Raw genomic sequence first — 17,842 nt, 5'->3', positions numbered from 1 at the left:
CGCCGTGCGCGAGCGGGTGGCCCGCACGCTGGGCGGGTCGATTGCCGCGCCGGCGGCGTCCCCGGCCGATGCCGTGCTGACGCTGCCCGCCTGGCTGGCCAATCCGGTCTCCGGCACGCTGCGCCACCTGTGGCTGGACCGCGAGGGCAGCGGCTACGCCAGCGTGATGCTGCTGCGCGGGCTGGAAAATCCGGCAGTCATGTCTGGCATCGCCACCGCCGTTAACACGGTACAGGGCGCCGAATGGGCGGACCGCATCGCCGATCTGTCCTTCCTGCTGCACCACTACCGCGTGCTGATGAGCTGGCTGCTGCTGGCCGGCGCCGCCGGCGTGGCGCTGCTGCTGGCATGGCGCTATGGCCGTGCGGGCTGGCGCGCGCTGGCACCCACGCTGCTGGCCGCCGCCTTCAGCGTGGCCGTGCTGGGGTGGCTCGGCGTGCCGTTGCAGCTGTTCTCGGTGCTGGCGCTGGCGCTGCTGCTGGGCGTAGGTGTCGATTACGGCATATTTTTGCTTGAGCATCCCGGCGATGGCGTGTCCTGGACCGCCATCGTGCTCGGCGCGGCCAGCACGCTGCTGGCGTTCGGGCTGCTCGCACTGTCTTCCACGCCGGCGCTGCATGCGTTCGGCATGACGATGCTTTCGGGCGTGGGCGCGGTCTGGGTGCTGTCGCCATGGTTCCGGCCATTGGGCCGGCACGCCTCACAACAACAAGCTGAACAGGGTTGATTGATATGAAAACGGAACAGGTGGAGGTATTGATCGTCGGCGCCGGGCCCGCTGGCTCGGTGGCGGCTGGCCTGCTGCGCAAGCGCGGCATCCAGGTGCTCGTCATCGAGAAGGAGACGTTCCCGCGCTTCTCCATCGGCGAGAGCCTGTTGCCGCAGAGCATGGAATACATAGAGGAAGCCGGTATGCTGCAGGCCGTGGTGGAGGCCGGGTTCCAGTACAAGAACGGCGCCGCCTTCGCCCGGGGCGACCGCTACACGGAATTCGACTTCCGCGACAAGTTCTCCAAGGGCTGGGGCACCACCTATCAGGTGCAGCGTGCGCATTTCGACGACGTGCTGATCCGGGAAGCCGAGAAGCAGGGCGCCGAGGTGCGCTTCCGCCACGTGGTGGAAGCGGTGGATGTCACCGGCGCGCAGCCGGTGGTGACCGTGCGCGACCCGGACGGGCAGGCGTACACGGTGCAGGCGAAGTTCCTGCTCGATGCCTCCGGCTTCGGCCGCATCCTGCCGCGCCTGCTGAAGCTGGAGTCCCCGTCGAACTTCCCGGTGCGCGCGGCTATCTTCACGCACGTGGAAGACCGCGTGGCGCCCGGCACCTTCGACCGCAACAAGATCCGCATCGGCGTGCATCCCGAGCATGTCGATGTCTGGTACTGGACCATTCCGTTCTCGAATGGCCGCTGCTCGCAGGGCGTGGTGGCGGAGAAGTCGTTCCTGGACCGCTATCCGGGCGACGAGATGGTCAAGCTGAAGCAGTTGGTCAGCGAGGAACCGGGGCTGGCGCACCTGCTGCGCGACGCCAACTGGGATACGCCGGCGCGGCAGATCGTCGGCTACTCGGCCAATGTCAGCTCGCTGTGGGGCAAGGGCTACGCGCTGCTCGGCAATGCCGGCGAGTTCCTGGACCCGGTGTTCTCGTCGGGCGTGACGATTGCGTTCAAGTCGGCCAGCCTGGCCACGGCCTGCCTCGCCCGCCAGCTGGCCGGCGAAACCGTGGACTGGGAGGCCGACTACGCCAGACCGCTGAAGGCTGGCGTGGACTGCTTCCGCACCTTCGTCGAAGCCTGGTACGAGGGCCGCTTCCAGACCCTGATCTTCCATCCGAACGCCACGCCCGAGATTCGCCGGATGATCTCGTCGATCCTGGCCGGCTACGCCTGGGACCGAGACAACCCCTTCGTGGCCGAGTCCCGGCGGCGCCTCAACGTGCTGGAGCAGCTTTGCGCGGCCTGAGGCTCTTCTGCTCGATAACGGCCGGCGCGGCGCTTGCCGTACTGGCCATATTGGCTGGCTGCGCCGCGGCGCCGCCCGCCGGCCCCACGCCAGCCGTGGCCGAAGCGGACCGCCCGGCGGTGCCGCTGCTGCGCCTGCCGCCGGCGTCGCTGGGCCGCACGCTGCAATTGCAGCAGCAGATCACGGTGCGTTATCCGTCGCCGCAGGGCGAGCAGACGCGCGACATCCTCGCGCTGCTGGAGGCCGATGCCGGCCACACCCGGCTGGCCGCGCTGGCTGGTGGGCAAGTGCTGGCCCGGCTGGACTGGGACGGCAGTGACCTGCGCGTGACACGTGCGCCGTGGGCGCCCGCGGAACTCGTGCCGGAGCGTATCCTCAGTGATCTGCAGCTGTCGCTCTGGCCGGTGGCAGCCATTCGCGCGGCGCTGCCGCCGGGCTGGCGCCTGGACGCCACGCCGGCCATGCGCCGCCTGCTGGCCGGTGACGAACTCGTGGCCGAGATCCGCTATCCCGACGCAGCCACCACGGAGTTTGTGCAGCGCCGCGACGGCTACCGGCTGACCATCCGCACGCTGCAGGGTGAAGGAGCACGGCCATGACGATTTTCCTGAACGCGATGAATGTCATCTGCGCACTGGGCAGCGGCAACGACGCCGTGCGCGCTGCGCTGTGGCGCACGGATGGCCCGGCGGGCGGCGAAGTTACAGACCGCTACACACCCGGCACGCCGCTGCACCTCGGTACCGTGCGCGAGCCGGTGGCGGCCACCGACCTGCCGGCCGGCCTCGCGCCCGCATTGTGCAGCCGCAACAACGCGCTGCTGGACCGCACGCTGGTTGCGCTGCGCCCCGCTGTGGAAGCCGCCATCGCCCGCGTGGGCCCGACCCGCGTGGCCATCGTGCTCGGCACCAGCACCTCGGGCATCAGTGACGGCGAACTGGCCGTGCGCGCGCGGCACGCCGCCGGCACCTGGCCGGATGCCTTCCATTACGGCCAGCAGGAGCTGGGCTCGCCCGCGCAGTACCTCGCACTGGCGCTGGGCACGGCCGGACCGGCCTATACGATCTCCACGGCATGTTCGTCGAGCGCGAAGGCGCTGGCCGCCGCCGCGCGGCTGCTGGAGCAGGGCATGGCCGACGTGGCCATCGCCGGTGGGGTGGACACGCTGTGCGCGTTCACGATCGCCGGCTTCCGCTCGCTCGACTCGGTCAGCGCGGAGCGGTGCAATCCGCTGTCCGCCCATCGCCACGGCATCAACCTGGGCGAGGGTGCGGCGCTGTTCCTGATGTCGCGCGAGGCCGGCCCGGTACGGCTGGCCGGCTGGGGCGAGACGTCCGATGCGCACCATATGTCCGCGCCGGACCCGGCTGGCGCCGGCGCCCGCGCCGCCATGCAGGAGGCCATGACGCGCGCCGGCGTGCAGCCGGCCGACATCGACTATCTGAACCTGCACGGCACGGCCACCGAGCAGAACGACGCAATGGAGTCGCGCGCCGTGGCAGACCTGCTCGGGCTCGACGTGCCGGTCAGCTCGACCAAGCCGCAGACCGGGCACACGCTGGGCGCCGCCGGCGCCGTGGAAGCCGCGCTGATGGTGCTGACCCTGACCGACAACCCGCGTGGGCGCCTGCCGGCCCATTGGTGGGACGGCGCGGCCGATCCGACGCTGCCGCCGCTGCACGTGGTGGGCGCGGACGAGTCGCTGGGCCGGGCACCGCGCTACGTGATGAGCAATTCGTTCGCGTTCGGCGGCAGCAACAGCGTGCTGGTGCTGGGAGAGGGCTGACATGACAACGCCTGATGTGACACCTGACTCGACACCTGACGCCATGCCGCCCCTGCCGCCGGTGTCCGAAGTGGTGCCCCACGCGGGCGCCATGCGGCTGATCGACGAACTTGTCCAGGCCGATGGCGAGCACTGCGTGGCCCGCGCCACGGTGCGCGCCACCCAGCTGTTCGTGGACGATGCCGGCATGCCCGGCTGGGTCGGTATCGAATACATGGCCCAGACGATTGCCGCCTGGGCTGGCGTGCGCGAGCGCGCGGCGGGCCGCCCGCCGGGGTTGGGCTTCCTGCTCGGCTCGCGCCGCTATGCCTGCGACGTGCCCGCGTTTCCGGTGGGCAGCGTGCTGACTATCCGCACCCAGGTGGAGCTGATCGGGGACAACGGCCTCGGCCTGTTCGCCTGCACGGTCGAGATGGATGGCCGCGACGTGGCGCGCGCCAATGTTTCCGTTTTCCAGCCTGCGGATGCGCAGGCGTTTCTCCAGGGGCAGCAAGCATGACGAACAAGACCGTGCTGGTCACGGGCTCCTCGCGCGGTATTGGCCGCGCCATTGCGCTGCGGCTCGCCCGCGACGGCTACGACGTGGTGGTGCACTGCCGCGCCCGCCGGGACGACGCCGACTCCGTGGCGGACGCCGTGCGCGCCTTCGGCCGCAACGCGCGCGTGCTGGCCTTCGATATCAGCGACCGCCAGGCCACCGCCAGCGTGCTGCATGCCGACATCGAGGAACACGGCACCTATTACGGCGTGGTCTGCAACGCGGGCATCGCGCGGGACGCGGCGTTTCCGGCCATGAGCGGCGAGGAATGGGACGAGGTGGTCCATACCAACCTCGACGCCTTCTACAACGTGCTCAACCCGCTGGTGATGCCGATGGTGCAGCGCCGCCAGCCGGGCCGCATCGTTACGCTGTCGTCGGTGTCCGGGCTGGTGGGCAACCGGGGCCAGACCAACTACAGCGCGGCCAAGGCCGGCATCATCGGCGCCACCAAGGCGCTCGCCATCGAACTGGCCAAGCGCCACATCACGGTCAACTGCGTGGCGCCGGGGCTGATCGACACGGAAATGGTGGACGAGCATGTGCGCGAGGAAGCGCTGAAGATGATTCCCGCGCGGCGCATGGGCACGCCGGACGAGGTGGCGGCCACGGTGGCCTTCCTGCTCTCGCCGGATGCCGGTTACATTACACGGCAGGTGATTTCGGTGAACGGGGGGATGTTCGGATGAAGCGGGTTGTCGTAACCGGCGCGGGCGCGATCAGCGCATTGGGCAACGACTGGACCACGGTGCGCGAGCGCCTGGCCAGCGGCCGCAATGCCGTGGTGCGGATGCCGGAGTGGGCCGACATCAAGGGCCTGAACACGCAGCTCGGGGCGCCGGTGCCGCCATTCGCGCTGCCGGCTCACTACACGCGCAAGGCCACGCGGTCCATGGGCCGCGTCTCGCTGATGGCGGTGCTGGCCAGCGAGGCCGCGCTGGCGGATGCCGGCCTGACCGGCCATCCGATCATCACGGGCGGGCAGATGGGCATCGCCTACGGCTCGTCCACGGGCACGCCATCCGCGATCCAGGACTTCGGCCGGATGATGACCGAGCGCACCACCGAGGACATCAGCGCCACCACCTACATCCGCATGATGCCGCACACCACGGCGGTCAATATCGGGGTGTTCTTTGGCATCACGGGGCGCATTCTGACCACCTCCAGCGCGTGCACGTCCGGCAGCCAGGGCATCGGCTACGCCTACGAGACGATCCGCGCGGGCCGCCAGGTGGCGATGCTGGCCGGCGGCGGCGAGGAGTTGGATGCGACCGAGGCGGCCGTTTTCGACACGCTGTTCGCCACCAGCACGCGCAACGACGCCCCCGAGGCCACGCCGCGTCCGTTCGACGCGGACCGCGACGGCCTGGTGCTGGGCGAGGGCGCCGGCACGCTGGTGCTCGAGGAACTGGAGCACGCCCAGGCACGTGGCGCGCGCATCCTGGCCGAGATCGTCGGCTACGGCACCAACAGCGACGGCGCCCACGTGACCCAGCCGCAGGCCGCAACCATGGCCGTGGCCATGCGGCAGGCGCTGGAGGACGCCGGGCTGGCGCCGGAGCGCATCGGCTACGTCAATGCGCACGGCACGGCCACCGACCATGGCGACATCGCCGAATCCCATGCCACGCACGCGGTGCTGGGCGGCGCCGTGCCGGTCAGCTCGCTGAAGAGCTACCTCGGCCACACGCTGGGCGCATGCGGGGCGCTGGAGGCGTGGATGAGCATCGAGATGATGCGCGATGGCTGGTTTGCGCCGACGGTGAACCTCGTCAATCCGGACCCGCGCTGCGCGCCGCTGGACTACATCATGGGCGAAGGCCGCCGACTCGACACCGAGTACGTGATGAGCAACAATTTCGCGTTCGGCGGCATCAACACCTCGCTGGTGTTCCGCCGCTGGGACGCCTGAGCAGATAGCCGTACCCGAGCCGTACCCGAGCCGTACCACCGTCTGGTTTCATCGCTCAACAATCAAGAACAAAGGAAGGTCAATGAAATTCGCTCTCCCGCTGGTCGCCCTCGCCATCGCCAGTACCGGCACGCTGCTGTCCGCGCCTGCGGCCGCGCGCGACACCAAGTACATGCTGCCGTTCCAGGAAGTCCTGGACATGCCGGAAGCCAAGGAAAAGCTCGACGGCTCGGTCATGTTCTATCTGGCCGGGCAGAAGACGCCGAAGGTGCTTGAGAAGAAGGACAGCGACGTCTCGAACAAGAAGACCAACGGCGTGGGCAAGGCTGACGAGGAAGCGTGCCGCTGGGCTGCGCTCTCGGCGCTGATCTCGTTCCAGGACAAGGCCAAGTCGCTGGGCGCGAATGCAGTGGTGGACATGGTGAGCTATTACAAGAAGGACACCAACGCCAGCACCACCGAGTACGAGTGCCACGCCGGCGCCGTGGTGGTGGGCGTGACGCTGAAGGGCACCTACGCCAAGGTCGCCGCCAAGTAAGGCGGCATCGATCGACGGGACCTGTTTGACGTTTTCAGGACGATTGCCATGCCGCTCGCGCTGCGCACAGGATCGGTCATGGCATTCGCGGCCATGGCGCCACCCGTCAGCCGCTGGATGTCGCCAGAGGAGCTGGCGCGGCTGGCCGCCATGCGCGCCCGGGCCCGCGCCGAGCAGTTCGCGGCGGGCCGCTGGCTTGCCCGCCGGCTGCTGGCGGTGACGTTCGGCGGGGATGCAGCGGAATGGTCGCTGTCGGCGGCCGAGGACGCGCCGCCGCTGGCGACCCATACCGGCGGGGCCGTCGGCACGCCGGTATTCCTGTCGATTGCCCATTCGGGTGATCACCTGGCTTGCGCCGTGTCCGACCTGCCGGTTGGCATCGACATCGAGGAAATGCAGCCGCGCAAACACCTGGACACGCTGATCGAGGCCACCACCACGGAGGCCGAGCGCGGCGCGGTGCCGGCCCTGCTGGACGTGGGCGACGAGTTGGCGAAGCTGGAGGCCTTCTATGACCTCTGGACGCTCAAGGAAGCCTGGATCAAGTGCCACGGCGGCAATCTGTTCCGCACCATGATGGGCCACGTGGTGGAAGCCGTGCCGGTGGCGATGGCGCACGCCAATGGCGTCACGTGGCGGCGCGATGACGCGGTGCTGGCGCTGACGGCGTCGGCGCCGCTGGCGTCGGTGTCGGTGCCCAATCCGGCTGGATGGCGCCTCCGCGCGCAACAGATCGACTAGATCCGCCCGGCAGAGCCGTAGCGTCAGATCTTCTCCAGCGCCGCGCATGCCGCGCGCAGGATGGCCGCGTAGCGCTCCAGATGCGGCTCGATCCGGTAGACCGGGCCGGCGATCGAGATCGCGTAACTCTCGCCCGACAACCGTACCGGCCAGGCCAGTGCGCCGACATCGGGCATCGACTCACTGAGGTTCACGTACGCGCCGCGCTCGCGCGCTTGCCGGAGGTCGGCCTCCAGCGCCGCCGGCGTGGCCAGCGTGCGCGCGGTGAATGGCTGGAAGGGCAGTTGTGCGAGCAGGGCGGCGCGCTCGGCGTCGTCCATGGCGGCCAGCAGCGCCTTGCCGATCGAGTTCGCATGGAGTTCGCGCCGCTCGCCGGCCGTGGCGATATAGCGGATTGCGTGTGGCGATTCAAGCACATCGAGATAGACCACCGCATGGCCTTCGTGCAGCTTGCCGATGACGATGGTCTCCCCGGTGGATTCGCGCAATTCGCTCATGGTGCCGTGCACGCGATCGAGCACGGGGTCGTGGCGGGCAATCTGCTGGGCCATGGCCAGCAGCCGGCCGGTGGGGTAGTAGCCCTGGCGGCGGGCCGTCTCATAAAGATAGCCGAGCGAAGTCAGCGTGCGGATCAGCGCCAGGCAGCTCGAGGCCGGCACGGACAGCAGCCGGGACAGTTCCGAGAGGGACAGCGCGCGCCGTTCGCGCGCAAAGGTCTCGATGATCTCGATCACGCGCAGGGCGGTCTTGACATTCATCGAGGGCGGCTTGGCAGCGGACGGATCGGGACGCGCGGGCATCGGGGCGTGGGCATGCAATCAGGAGGGATATGGGGCCGGAATGTACCACGGCGTGCCCGATGGGCCGCGTCGCTACAGCTTATCGGATGTATTCTAATTTTACGCCCGATAAGCTGTATCTTGAAAATACAGCCGAAATAGCGTAAAACGGCTTTACAACTTTCTAGCTGTATTCTCGCCCACCATGTATCCCATCCGCATCATCAGCCAGCTACGGCCGATCCTCCAGGGCTTCCGCAAGTCCCGCGGGCTGACCCAGGCGCAACTCGCGGCGCGCCTGGGGGTGAGCCAGCAGACCTATGCCCGGCTGGAAGCCAACCCGGCGCGCGTCAGCGTGGAGCGGCTACATGCGGTGTTGCAGGCGCTGGACGTGGAAATGCTGCTGTCGACCAATGGGGACGAGGACTATCGTGGCGGCGGCGCCATGCTCCGCCAGCCCCCATCGCACGAGCCCTGGTAATGGGACGCCGCCCTTTGCGACGCCAGCTCGGCGTCTGGATGAACGGCCATTTCACGGGCGTGTGGGCTCAGGGCAGCGAGGGCGAGACCTTCCACTACGCGGCACGTTGGATCCACAGCCCGCAAGGCCGGCCGCTGTCGCTCTCGATGCCGTTCCGGTCAGACAATGCACCGTACCGTGGCCGCGTGGTCACGGATTACTTCGACAACCTGCTGCCGGATAGCGACGCCATCCGCCGGCGGCTTGCGCAGCGCCATCGCACGCGTGGCATCGCTCCTTTCGATCTACTCACGGCGCTGGGCCGCGACTGCGTGGGCGCGCTGCAGCTGCTGCCCGAAGGCGAGGTGCCCGAAGAGCTTCGCGTCATCGAGGGCAGTCCGGCCGATGACGCGCACATTGCCCGCTTGCTGCGCGACACCACGAGTGCATCGCCCCTCGGCCAGCATGGCGACGATGCCGACCTGCGCCTGTCGATTGCCGGTGCGCAGGAAAAGACCGCGCTGCTGCGCCGGGGCGGCCAGTGGTTCATTCCGCACGGCAGTACGCCCACGACCCATATTCTCAAGCTGCCGCTCGGGCTGGTGGGCAATATGCGCGCGGACATGCGCACGTCCGTCGAGAACGAATGGCTTTGCGCGCAGCTGGTCGAGGCCTTCGGCCTGCCCATCGCGGCGTGCGAGATGGCGATGTTCGAGGACCAGAAGGCGCTGGTGGTCGAGCGCTTCGACCGGCGCGTGGCGCCCGATGGCGCATGGATCCTGCGCCTGCCCCAGGAGGACTTCTGCCAGGCGATGGGCATGTCCCCGCTGGTCAAGTACCAGGCCGATGGCGGGCCGGGCATCGCGGACATCATGGCGATCCTGTCCGGCTCCGACGCGCGCGAGGCGGATCGTCGCAATTTCTTCAAGACGCAGATCCTGTTCTGGATGCTCGCGGCTACGGACGGGCACGCCAAGAACTTCAGCCTGAGCATTGGCCCGGGTGGCCGCTACTGGGCTACGCCGCTATATGACGTGCTCTCGGCACATCCCATCGTCGGGGGCGGGGCCAATCAGCTGGCCATGCAGAAGGCGCGCATGGCCATGGCGGTGCGGGGCTCGCAGAATTACTACCGGCTGGCCCAGATCCAGCGTCGGCACTGGATAGCCCAGGGGCGGCAGGTGGGGCTGCCCGAGGCGGATGTGGAATCGATAATCGCCGAACTCGTGGCCGCCGTGGACCCGGCGCTTGCCGCCGTCGCGGCCCGCCTGCCCCGGGATTTTCCGCAGGACCTGGCCGGGGCCGTGTTCGATGGCATCAGGGCGCAAGGCAAGAAGCTGCTATAATGCCGGACTTGGTCCTCTCTCCAGACGACAGGACCGGGTGCCGACATCACTACAATGACTCAGTTTTGGCACCCTTCGGGCGTACACCCGAATCGATCCGGGCCACGTGGCCCGTCACCATATTGACCGGCGGCAAGTCCGCTCCGTACCCGGCACGCCCCGTACCAGCGCGCCAGCTTACGCAAGCACGGTCACTCCGCGTCAATCGCGACGACATGCACCTCAGTGCGTGTTGCGCACATTGACCCTCCTTCCCATCGCGTTGGAACCAACTGGCAAGCAGTGGCGCACATCGGTGCCCGGCCTGCGCATGCGCGTTCACGCGAAACGAGACATCACATCACATTGCAGCAAACGCAAATCATTGAATCGCCGTACACGGTTGCCGTGTACCCCATCGAGCAAGAGCCAGGCGTCTGGTTCGCGGCCTATCTGATCCGCGAATACAAAGACGGCATGGAGCGCGTGGTGGCCAACGTGGCCATGCGCCACGACACCCACCGCACCGCCGCCCGGGCCAAGCATGCCGCCCGCTGTGCCGGCGAGGGCGCCATCACGCGCCTGGCTGCGCGACACCTTCAACCGGGCGCCATTGCCCACGCTAATCAAGGAGCCCGTCATGGCTAAGGAAGATCTCGTCGAGTTCGGCGGCCACGTTTCCGAAGTGCTGCCCGATAACCGTTTCCGCGTCGTACTCGAAAACGGCTTCCAGGTGTGGGCGTATTCGTCGGGCCGCATGAAGAAGAACCGCATCCGGATCCTGGCCGGCGACCGCGTAACACTGGAAATGTCGCCCTATGACCTGACCAAGGGCCGCATCAACTACCGGCACAAGAATTGAGCGCAGTCATGAACCATCCCGCCCCCGACGAGGCCATCATGTCCGCAACGTCTGCCAATGACGAATGGGAAATCATGCACCTGACGCCCGCGGGCTGGATGGACGGCAGCTACCGGCACGAGCCGGGCGAGGCCGTGGACATCGCCGCGCCGGCCGATGACGTGCTGACCGTGCGCCGGCACGTCAGCGCCACCTACGGCGGGCCGTGCCGCGTGGTGGAGGACCGCACGCCGCGCACCGAAGACATGGCACTGATCGAACGGTTGCTGACGAAGTTCGGCGCGCCGGGCTTCGGCGTCTGAGAATCCGGGGCGTCAGCCGCGTGCGCGGCGCGCCTCGTAGGCCTTGAGACTCGTCAAGGCCAACTCCAGGGTCGGCGCCGGCGTCTGGCCGCGCCGCGCCAGCAAGTCTCCCACGATCTGGTCCGATTCGATGGCGGCGCCGCGCTCCAGGTCGCGCAGCATCGACGCCATCAGCGGAGAGCCTTCCGCGAACAGCGTCGCCCGGGCCTGCTCGAGCGCCGGCGCCCGCGCCGGATAGCCGTTTGCGGCCGCAATGGCCGCGCACTCATCGAGCAGCGCCGCAATGGTCTCCCGCCCGTGCGGTGCGGCCAGGATGTCGCCAATCGTCGCCCGCATCAGGCAGGTGGACGAGGCCAGCGTCGCCAGAAACAGCCACTTTTCCCACATGTCCTGCATGATCGCTTCACTGCGCTGCACGTCGAAACCGGCGTTCTCGAGCAGGGCGGCCACGGCACGCGCGCGCGCGGTGGTGCCGGCTGGCCGTTCCCCGAACGAGAGAATGTGGAAGGCCGACAGATGCAGGATGGTGCCTTGCTCGTCCAGCGTGCTGGAGATCATGCAGCGGCCACCCATCACGCGCTTGGCGCCGAAGCGGGCATCGAGCTTGTCCAGGTGTTGCATGCCGTTGAGCATGGGGATGACCACCGTGTCGGGGCCCACGGCCGGCGCGAAGCTGTCCATGGCGCCGTCCAGGTCGTAGGCCTTGCAGCTCAGCAGCACTACGTCGTACGGCGCGGTGATCTGGGTGGATAGCACCGTGGGCGGGTCCTCGATGCGCACGTCGCCATGCGGGCTCATGATCCGCAGGCCGCGCTCGGCCAGCAGGGCGGCGCGCCGGGGCCGCACCAGGAACGTGACGTCACGCCCGGCCTGCAGCAGCCGCGCCCCGAAATAGCCACCAATCGCACCCGCTCCGACTACCAGAATCCGCATGTTCGACTCCCCAGGTCAGCCCGGCTCCCAGGCCGGGTGTGCGCCATTGTAGTGGGGCGCCGCAAAAGCTGCTGGCGGGCGCCGTGGCCGTCATTTGCCCTCGCCCCGCGCCTGGCTGCGGGCGAGGTAGACCTCGTGCAGGGTGATCTTGCGCACCTCCGCCTGGCTCGCGCCGATGTGCGAGCGCAGCAGCCGGCAGGCTTCATCTGACCGATGGGCGAGCACGGCGCGCAGGATGCGCCCGTGCTCTTCATACGTGGCGTCCACGCGCGCTGGCTTGGTGAAGTCCAGTCGGCGGATCAGGCGGATGCGTTCGGTCACGTCGCGATGCACGCGCGCCATCTCGGGGTTGCCGGCGGCCTCCACCAGCGTGCAGTGGAAGGCCTCGTCGAGTTCGCCCACGCGCGCCATGTCCGGCAGCCGCGCCTCGGGCGCCACCAGCCAGATCGCGGCCAGGGCGGCCAGGGCCGCCTGGTTGCTGTCCGGCGCCATCGCGCACAGCCGCCGCACCGCTTCGGTCTCCAGCACCATGCGCAGGTCGTACAACTGCTCGAATTTGTCGAAGTCGAACGGCAGCACACGCCAGCCGGCGCGGAAACTGACCTCGACGAACCCTTCCTGCTTCATCCGGAACAGTGCCTGGCGGACCGGCGTGCGTGACACGCCCAGCCGCTCGCAGACTTCGTTCTCGGTGAAGCGGTCGCCGGGCACGAGGCGAAAGTCGGCGATATCGCGCTTCAGCAGTGCGTAGACATCGTCGGCGCGCGAGGTGCGCCCGGCATCGGTAGGGGGCATGGCATTCATCGGGATAGGCGCGGTGCGGGTCTCGGCGGGACGGTTGGGCCGGCGCTGGCGCCCATTATGCGCCGGCGCCGGCCGGGTCGCCACCGGCCCCGGGGGCAGGTTTCAGCGCCGGACTTCACGCTGGAAGATCTCCAGGCTCTGCCGCTTGGCCGCGACGAAGCTCGCCTGTGACAGGGTCTCCACGGTGCGTGGCCGGGCATCGCCGTAGTCCAGGATCTCGGCCACGCGCGTCGGGCGCTTGGTCAGCAGCAGGATCTGGTCCGCCAGGTACACCGCTTCCTCCAGGTCGTGCGAGACCAGCAGCATGGTCGTGCCGGTCTGCATGAACACCTCCTGCAGCTTCTCCCGGATGAACAGCGTCATCTCGAAGTCGAGCGCGGAGAACGGTTCGTCGAGGAACAGCACCTCGGGCCGGGGCGCCAGCGCCCGCATGATCGACGCGGTCTGCTGCTGCCCGCCGGACAGCTCGTACGGGTAGCGGTTCAGGTCGAACTTCACGTCGAAGGACGCCACCAGCTCCGCCATGCGCCGGTCCACCTCGGCCTTGCTGCGGCCCTCCAGCAGGAGCGGATAGGCGATGTTGTCGATGGTCCGCATCCACGGGAACATCGCCTCGCGGTAGTTCTGGAACACGTAGCCAATGCGCGTGTCCTTGAGCGACTTGCCGTCGAACAGGATCTCGCCCCGGTCGATCGGAATCAGCCCCGCGATCATGTTGATCAGCGTGCTCTTGCCGCAGCCGTTGGGGCCGAACACCGAGACGATCTTGCCTTTCGGGATGTCGAGGTCGAAGTTCTCGTACAGCGGCCAGCCGGCGAAATACTTGGTCAGCCCGCGGATGGTGATGTGGGTGCCCGGCGGCCCGGGGCGGAACGGCGGCACCGGCACGTCGGCGTGGCGGGCGGGGGTCAGAACGGTGGTCATGGTTACCTTCCACTCCAATGGACGATGCGGCGCTCCAGCACCAGGAACGCGATGTTGAGCACATAGCCGAGCGCGCCGGCCGCGAGGATGGCCGCGTACATGGTCTTGACGTTGAGCACCTGCTGGGCGTCGATGATGGCGTGGCCGAGGCCGTTCTCGGAGCCGATGAACATCTCGGCCACGATCACGATCACCAGCGCCATCGACACGGCGGAGCGCAGGCCGACAAAGCTCGGCTGCAGGCTCTCCCAGACCAGCACGTCCCGGAAGATGCGCCAGCGGGAGGCGCCCATCACGCGCGCCGCCATCACGCGCTGCTTGCGCGCGTTGATCACGCCGTAGGCGCTGTTGAAGACCACGATCAGCAGGGCGCCGAAGGCGGCGATGGCTATCTTGTTGATGTCGGACACGCCGAAAATCAGCAGGAACAGCGGAATCAGCGCGGAAGACGGCGTGGAGCGGAAGAAGTCGATCAGGAACTCCACACTGCGGTAGGCCCGCTCATTGCTGCCCAGCAGCACGCCCAGCGGCATGCCGACCACCGCCGCGATGGCGAAGGCCTGCAACGTCCGCGCCACGGTGACGGCGAAGTCCGCCAGCAGCTCGCCGCCGGCCAGCCCGGTGGCCAGCGCCACCAGCGTATCGGCCGGGCTCGGCAGCAGGATCGGCTTGATCAGGCCGAAGCGGACCACGAGATCCCAGATGGCGAACAGCACCAGCGGGCCGACCATCGGCAGCAGCCGGTCACCCAGGGGCCGGCGCGGGGCGGCGTCGTTTGACGCCGGGGGCGCCCAGGACTTGCCGGCGGGCGGAGCCGTGGCCGGCACGGCGGCGGTATCAGACAGTTCGGACATGGTCGTCAGGCCTTGTAGAGCAGCGTGTTGACGTCCACCTTGCGCGAGAAAATGCCCTTCTCGGTGAACAGGTCGTAGAACTTCTGGAAGTGGGCCGCGTCGCTGGCCTTGAATTCATCGAAGAACAGGTAGTCGGCCATCGGCACTTCCGCCGTCAGCGCGCCTTCGATGGCGGTATAGCCCTTGAGGAAGGGGCGCGCCTCGGCCGGGTTCTGGCGCACCAGCACCACGCCGCGCCGGTAGGCGGCGAGGTAGGCCTTGGCTACGTCCTTGTTCTTGCCGAGGAACTCCGTGGTCAGGCTGGCCGAGCCGCCGTGCCACGGCGCCATCGGGTCGCCGAGGATGTAGCGCGCCACCACGCCGGCCTCCAGCGTGCGCGTGGTGCCGTTGAGCCGGCCGATGGTGCCGGTCGGCTCGAGCGAGTAGACCCCATCGATCTGGCCGGCGGCGAGCGCCGCCACGTGCTGGCCGATCGGCAGTTCCGTCACGCTGATCTTGCCGGCCCCGGCACGCTCCAGCATGGTCTTGGCAAGCACCACGTTCTGCAGGCCAGGGCCGCACGCCACGCGCTTGCCCTTGAGTTCCGCCACGGTCTTGATCGGGCTGTCCTTGGCCACCAGGAATTCGTCGAGCACGAACTTGGCGTTGGTCGGGTTGGTGCAGAAGATCTTCAGCAGGCCGGGCTGGGCAATGTCACCGATGGCCAGTGCTGCCGAAGCGGTGCCATTGGCGCTGCCGTCGCACCGGCCGGCCAGGATGGCCTCGATCACCTGCTGGGGGCTGGCGAACTTGATCGGCTCGACGTTCAGCCCGGCTTCCTTGAAATAGCCCTTTTCGACGGCGGCAAAGAAGGGCAGGCCCGAGGCGACCGGCCAGTAGCCGATGCGCAGCTTGGGCGTGCCCTGCGCGCGGACGATGGCCGGTGCGGCCAGCATGGACAGCGCGGCGGCGCCGGCCTTCAGCGCGCGGCGGCGCGAGGGAGATACCGTGGCGGGAGCAGCGGCCGGGCGAGTGGTAGAGCGGGTCATGGCGGGTTCCTGTGCGTGAAAGTTGGAGATTCGGAAGACGGTCAAGCGGCGGAGAGCGACGTGATATAGGCGCGCCAGCCGCCATGGGCGCTGACATCGGGCGCGCCTTGCAGCGCATGGCCTTCGCAGACGAAGCCATGGACCCAGCGGCCATCGGCCAGCTCGATGCTGCCCAGCGCCAGCGGGGCCGGCACCAGCGCCAGGAAGCTGCCGACGGCGGCGAGCGGCACCTGCCAGACCTCTACGGCGATGGCGGCGCCGGCTTCCTCTGCGGCGTCCACGCGGCGCAGGCCGGGCTTGGGCGGCGTGGTGCCGGGCAGCGCGTGCAGACGGTAGCGCGGCGCGGTGGTGGTGGCCTCGGCCAGCGTCGCGCCGCGTTCGGTCAGCTGACCGTTCAGCGGCATGCCCGAGAGATGGGCGCCCACCACGGCCAGCGGCAGATGGGTTGCCGGCGACGGGGCGAGCGCGGCGATACCTACCGGCGCGGGCAGCGGGGCGTCCGTCGCACCCAGCGTCAGCCCGCTGGCGTGGTGGAAGCGTTGCCCCAGGTCGGCGAGTTGCCAGTCGCTGCCGGCCTGGCCGATCAGCGTGATGCCGAACGGCAGCCCGTCCGGGCGCAGGCTGGCGGGCACGGACAGCGCGGCGTAGTCAAGCAGGTTGACGAAGTTGGTGTAGTGGCCGAGTTCACGGTTGCGCACCACCGGATCGGCCAGCATGGCGGCGATGGTGCAATGCGTCGGCGCCGTGGGCACGCACAGCACGTCGATGTCCTGCCACATGGCAGTCGCGCGCTGGGCCAGCGCCTGGAGCGTGTGCTGGGCATCGAATACATCGGCGGCGCTGTAGCGGCTGCCTGCGGCCAGGATCGAGCGAACCGGCTCGATGACCGCCCCCGGCGCGCGGTCGAAGAAGGGGCGCACGGCGGCGTAGCGCTCGGCGACCAGCGCGCTGTCATAGAGCAGCGCGGCGGCTTCGGCGAGCGGGGCATAGTCGATGGGCACCGCGCGGCCGCCCAGCGCCTCCAGCGCGGCTACGGCGTCGTCGAAGGCCCGGCGGGCGAGGTCATCGCCAAAAAACTCAGGCTCGGCCGGCACGCCAAAACGGAACGCGGCGGGCAGCGGCGTGCGCGCCAGTGGCAACGCACGCGAATACGGGTCCTGCGGGTCATGGCCGGCGGCGGCTTCGAGCACGCGGACTGCCATGGCCACCGTGCGCGCCAGGATCGACACGCAATCCACGCTCTGCGCGGCGGGGAACACGCCGTGGGCGGAGATCAGGCCCTTGCTCGGCTTCAACCCGACGATGTTGTTGAGCCCGGCGGGCACACGGCCCGAGCCGGCGGTGTCCGTGCCCAGCGCGAAGTCCACCGCCCCGGTGGCCACCGCGTATGCCGAACCGGAACTCGACCCGCCGCTGACATAGGCCGGGTCGAACGCGTTAGGCACGGCGCCGTAGGGCGAGCGCGTGCCATTCAGGCCGCAGGCGAATTGGTCCAGGTTGGTCTTGCCGGCCAGCGCCGCGCCGGCGCCCAGCAGGCGTGCAATCACCGTGGCGTGGGCGTCCGGCACGTAGGCGAACTCGGGGCAGGCGGCGGTCGTCGGCACGCCGGCCACGTCGATATTGTCCTTGGCGGCAAAGCGCAACCCGGCCAGCGGGGCGTGATCCGGGTGCGGGGCGGAGACCGGGGTGTCGAACCGCTCGATCCACGCCGCATCGGCCTTGCCGGAGGCGGCTGGGTTGGCCGCAGGGGTAGCGGCGATAGAGGTGCGCATGAGTGTCCTATCTGAAATCCAATCTTGGATACAAGATAGCAATCGCCATGCCAAAGGCACTTCTGGGCGGATAAATTGCCGCCCCGTGGGATGGAAATTTCAATGAAATCAGTGGATTAGTGGCGAGGTCGATTCCGCGTCGTCGGAGCGCCGGGGGCGTCTGGCCGCCCGCCAGCCCCCCCGTCCGGCCATCCACAAGCCCCTGCACGGTGCGCCCGCGCACCAGTGTCGGGAGGTCTTCACTGACACGGCGCTACGGGGTCCGCCCGACAGCGCCCGCCCGCCGCGCCGACTACTGTGAAAGTCTCGACCGGGATGT

Annotated in this window: 20 protein-coding genes and 1 pseudogene; 14 read left to right on the top strand and 7 right to left on the bottom strand. The window is 68.7% G+C overall.

All coding sequences use genetic code 11. The annotated features are described in order from the left end of the window. The 9 genes and pseudogenes from KHO18_RS19460 to KHO18_RS19420 form a co-directional block, all read left to right on the top strand. A pseudogene (locus KHO18_RS19460) lies at window positions 1–727 on the top strand (MMPL family transporter); the annotation flags it as partial. Window positions 728–732: 5 nt separating this feature from the next. Continuing rightward, entirely contained in the window at window positions 733–1,962 is a 1,230-nt protein-coding gene (locus tag KHO18_RS19455) for an NAD(P)/FAD-dependent oxidoreductase (protein ID WP_211943711.1), read from the top strand. After that, complete coding sequence (locus KHO18_RS19450) at window positions 1,950–2,561, top strand: DUF3261 domain-containing protein (protein ID WP_244844913.1); 612 nt, start codon at window positions 1,950–1,952, stop codon at window positions 2,559–2,561. Before KHO18_RS19455 ends, KHO18_RS19450 begins: the two co-directional genes overlap by 13 nt. Beyond that, window positions 2,558–3,748 (top strand): beta-ketoacyl-ACP synthase, encoded by a 1,191-nt coding sequence (locus KHO18_RS19445; RefSeq protein WP_144197105.1) that lies wholly within the window; start codon window positions 2,558–2,560, stop codon window positions 3,746–3,748. Before KHO18_RS19450 ends, KHO18_RS19445 begins: the two co-directional genes overlap by 4 nt. 1 nt (window position 3,749) lies before the next feature. Next, window positions 3,750–4,247, top strand: coding sequence for an ApeP family dehydratase (locus KHO18_RS19440; RefSeq protein ID WP_211943710.1), 498 nt, complete (start codon window positions 3,750–3,752; stop codon window positions 4,245–4,247). Further along, window positions 4,244–4,975 (top strand): 3-oxoacyl-ACP reductase FabG, encoded by a 732-nt coding sequence (gene fabG / locus KHO18_RS19435; RefSeq protein WP_144197106.1) that lies wholly within the window; start codon window positions 4,244–4,246, stop codon window positions 4,973–4,975. The genes KHO18_RS19440 and fabG overlap by 4 nt, the downstream gene beginning before the upstream one ends. After that, window positions 4,972–6,201: a beta-ketoacyl-ACP synthase gene (locus KHO18_RS19430; protein WP_211943709.1), complete on the top strand. Its 1,230-nt coding sequence runs from the start codon at window positions 4,972–4,974 to the stop codon at window positions 6,199–6,201. Before fabG ends, KHO18_RS19430 begins: the two co-directional genes overlap by 4 nt. 82 nt (window positions 6,202–6,283) lie before the next feature. Next, on the top strand, window positions 6,284–6,739 hold the full coding sequence (locus KHO18_RS19425) for an excinuclease ATPase subunit (protein WP_144197108.1): 456 nt from the start codon (window positions 6,284–6,286) through the stop codon (window positions 6,737–6,739). Between the two features lie 78 nt (window positions 6,740–6,817). After that, entirely contained in the window at window positions 6,818–7,480 is a 663-nt protein-coding gene (locus KHO18_RS19420) for a 4'-phosphopantetheinyl transferase family protein (protein WP_244844912.1), read from the top strand. 23 nt (window positions 7,481–7,503) lie between these two features. Here the strand turns inward: KHO18_RS19420 and KHO18_RS19415 are convergent, their stop codons facing one another. Next, window positions 7,504–8,238, bottom strand: a complete 735-nt coding sequence (locus KHO18_RS19415) for an IclR family transcriptional regulator (protein ID WP_211943708.1) — start codon at window positions 8,236–8,238, stop codon at window positions 7,504–7,506. A gap of 226 nt (window positions 8,239–8,464) precedes the next feature. Between KHO18_RS19415 and KHO18_RS19410 the strand changes: the two genes are divergently transcribed. From KHO18_RS19410 to KHO18_RS19390, 5 genes are all read left to right on the top strand, one after another. Beyond that, window positions 8,465–8,740, top strand: a complete 276-nt coding sequence (locus KHO18_RS19410; protein WP_211943707.1) for a helix-turn-helix domain-containing protein — start codon at window positions 8,465–8,467, stop codon at window positions 8,738–8,740. Next, window positions 8,740–10,065, top strand: coding sequence for a type II toxin-antitoxin system HipA family toxin (locus KHO18_RS19405; protein ID WP_186296808.1), 1,326 nt, complete (start codon window positions 8,740–8,742; stop codon window positions 10,063–10,065). The genes KHO18_RS19410 and KHO18_RS19405 overlap by 1 nt, the downstream gene beginning before the upstream one ends. Before the next feature lie 345 nt (window positions 10,066–10,410). Then, window positions 10,411–10,692 (top strand): isochorismatase, encoded by a 282-nt coding sequence (locus KHO18_RS19400; protein ID WP_377731516.1) that lies wholly within the window; start codon window positions 10,411–10,413, stop codon window positions 10,690–10,692. Next, window positions 10,685–10,906 (top strand): translation initiation factor IF-1, encoded by a 222-nt coding sequence (gene infA / locus KHO18_RS19395; protein ID WP_092299836.1) that lies wholly within the window; start codon window positions 10,685–10,687, stop codon window positions 10,904–10,906. The genes KHO18_RS19400 and infA overlap by 8 nt, the downstream gene beginning before the upstream one ends. An 8-nt stretch (window positions 10,907–10,914) precedes the next feature. Then, window positions 10,915–11,208, top strand: a complete 294-nt coding sequence (locus KHO18_RS19390) for a translation initiation factor 1 (protein WP_244844911.1) — start codon at window positions 10,915–10,917, stop codon at window positions 11,206–11,208. 12 nt (window positions 11,209–11,220) lie between these two features. Here KHO18_RS19390 and panE read toward each other — a convergent pair whose 3' ends face one another. The 6 genes from panE to atzF form a co-directional block, all read right to left on the bottom strand. After that, window positions 11,221–12,141: a 2-dehydropantoate 2-reductase gene (gene panE / locus KHO18_RS19385; RefSeq protein WP_211943706.1), complete on the bottom strand. Its 921-nt coding sequence runs from the start codon at window positions 12,139–12,141 to the stop codon at window positions 11,221–11,223. A gap of 90 nt (window positions 12,142–12,231) precedes the next feature. Beyond that, complete coding sequence (locus KHO18_RS19380; protein ID WP_244844910.1) at window positions 12,232–12,936, bottom strand: GntR family transcriptional regulator; 705 nt, start codon at window positions 12,934–12,936, stop codon at window positions 12,232–12,234. A gap of 111 nt (window positions 12,937–13,047) precedes the next feature. Then, window positions 13,048–13,869: an ABC transporter ATP-binding protein gene (locus KHO18_RS19375; protein ID WP_144197115.1), complete on the bottom strand. Its 822-nt coding sequence runs from the start codon at window positions 13,867–13,869 to the stop codon at window positions 13,048–13,050. Window positions 13,870–13,871: 2 nt separating this feature from the next. Continuing rightward, window positions 13,872–14,723, bottom strand: coding sequence for an ABC transporter permease (locus KHO18_RS19370; protein WP_144197116.1), 852 nt, complete (start codon window positions 14,721–14,723; stop codon window positions 13,872–13,874). 5 nt (window positions 14,724–14,728) lie between these two features. After that, complete coding sequence (locus KHO18_RS19365) at window positions 14,729–15,751, bottom strand: ABC transporter substrate-binding protein (RefSeq protein ID WP_144197117.1); 1,023 nt, start codon at window positions 15,749–15,751, stop codon at window positions 14,729–14,731. Window positions 15,752–15,792: 41 nt separating this feature from the next. Beyond that, entirely contained in the window at window positions 15,793–17,523 is a 1,731-nt protein-coding gene (gene atzF, locus KHO18_RS19360; protein WP_211943705.1) for an allophanate hydrolase, read from the bottom strand. Window positions 17,524–17,842 lie beyond the last annotated feature (319 nt).

The organism is Cupriavidus campinensis (assembly GCF_905397395.1).
Lineage (GTDB): Bacteria > Pseudomonadota > Gammaproteobacteria > Burkholderiales > Burkholderiaceae > Cupriavidus > Cupriavidus campinensis.
Note: the sequence above shows the minus strand (reverse complement) of the source record. Positions and strands in the feature narration are given on the sequence as shown.

Bases quoted from the DNA above. Each gene is read 5' to 3' on its own strand.
- KHO18_RS19455 (WP_211943711.1), top strand. From the start codon at position 733: ATGAAAACGGAACAGGTGGAGGTATTGATCGTCGGCGCCGGGCCCGCT.
- KHO18_RS19445 (WP_144197105.1), top strand. From the start codon at position 2,558: ATGACGATTTTCCTGAACGCGATGAATGTCATCTGCGCACTGGGCAGC.
- KHO18_RS19440 (WP_211943710.1), top strand. From the start codon at position 3,750: ATGACAACGCCTGATGTGACACCTGACTCGACACCTGACGCCATGCCG.
- fabG (WP_144197106.1), top strand. From the start codon at position 4,244: ATGACGAACAAGACCGTGCTGGTCACGGGCTCCTCGCGCGGTATTGGC.
- KHO18_RS19430 (WP_211943709.1), top strand. From the start codon at position 4,972: ATGAAGCGGGTTGTCGTAACCGGCGCGGGCGCGATCAGCGCATTGGGC.
- KHO18_RS19425 (WP_144197108.1), top strand. From the start codon at position 6,284: ATGAAATTCGCTCTCCCGCTGGTCGCCCTCGCCATCGCCAGTACCGGC.
- KHO18_RS19420 (WP_244844912.1), top strand. From the start codon at position 6,818: ATGGCATTCGCGGCCATGGCGCCACCCGTCAGCCGCTGGATGTCGCCA.
- KHO18_RS19415 (WP_211943708.1), bottom strand. From the start codon at position 8,238: ATGAATGTCAAGACCGCCCTGCGCGTGATCGAGATCATCGAGACCTTT.
- KHO18_RS19410 (WP_211943707.1), top strand. From the start codon at position 8,465: ATGTATCCCATCCGCATCATCAGCCAGCTACGGCCGATCCTCCAGGGC.
- KHO18_RS19405 (WP_186296808.1), top strand. From the start codon at position 8,740: ATGGGACGCCGCCCTTTGCGACGCCAGCTCGGCGTCTGGATGAACGGC.
- infA (WP_092299836.1), top strand. From the start codon at position 10,685: ATGGCTAAGGAAGATCTCGTCGAGTTCGGCGGCCACGTTTCCGAAGTG.
- KHO18_RS19390 (WP_244844911.1), top strand. From the start codon at position 10,915: ATGAACCATCCCGCCCCCGACGAGGCCATCATGTCCGCAACGTCTGCC.
- panE (WP_211943706.1), bottom strand. From the start codon at position 12,141: ATGCGGATTCTGGTAGTCGGAGCGGGTGCGATTGGTGGCTATTTCGGG.
- KHO18_RS19380 (WP_244844910.1), bottom strand. From the start codon at position 12,936: ATGCCCCCTACCGATGCCGGGCGCACCTCGCGCGCCGACGATGTCTAC.
- KHO18_RS19375 (WP_144197115.1), bottom strand. From the start codon at position 13,869: ATGACCACCGTTCTGACCCCCGCCCGCCACGCCGACGTGCCGGTGCCG.
- KHO18_RS19370 (WP_144197116.1), bottom strand. From the start codon at position 14,723: ATGTCCGAACTGTCTGATACCGCCGCCGTGCCGGCCACGGCTCCGCCC.
- KHO18_RS19365 (WP_144197117.1), bottom strand. From the start codon at position 15,751: ATGACCCGCTCTACCACTCGCCCGGCCGCTGCTCCCGCCACGGTATCT.
- atzF (WP_211943705.1), bottom strand. From the start codon at position 17,523: ATGCGCACCTCTATCGCCGCTACCCCTGCGGCCAACCCAGCCGCCTCC.